General features: G+C 36.0%; 1 protein-coding gene. It reads left to right on the forward strand.

Annotated features, from left to right (window positions below; all coding sequences use genetic code 11):
* Positions 1-161: 161 nt before the first annotated feature.
* On the forward strand, positions 162-428 hold a 267-nt coding region (locus BACFIN_RS00005; protein ID WP_007758443.1), incomplete at its 3' end, for an ISAon1 family transposase N-terminal region protein.

Genomic DNA, 428 nt, shown 5'->3' on the forward strand with positions numbered 1-428 from the left:
AGGAGAGGTTTTAACTTCCCCTAAAAAAGACATGTACATAATGCATGGATAGGAAGGAAAAAACAAGAATATGTAAATAATATTCTACAAAAAAGGGGTCAATGTAAAAACCTGAGGGGTAAATTTATAAATTGTTATCTTTGTCTCCAAATTCATAGCTTATGGAATTAAACGGTTATCGCCTTCTTCTTCCTGAAGGCACTTTAGACTACTTTGATCTTGTTGATGTGAAGGAAAGTGTAAATGAAGTTGTGTTCTACCTTGAGGAGAAAAATATCGTTCCTGAGAAGTATACAGATCAGGATACTGAGAGTAAAGGCTTTTATGACCCTGTTATTGTTCAGGATTTTCCTCTCCGTGGCAAGAAGGTCTTCCTTAATATTCGTCGTCGTCGCTGGCTCTTAAAGAAGCATAATGAGTATATCTCT

The sequence above is a fragment of the Bacteroides finegoldii DSM 17565 genome (assembly GCF_000156195.1).
Classification (GTDB): domain Bacteria; phylum Bacteroidota; class Bacteroidia; order Bacteroidales; family Bacteroidaceae; genus Bacteroides; species Bacteroides finegoldii.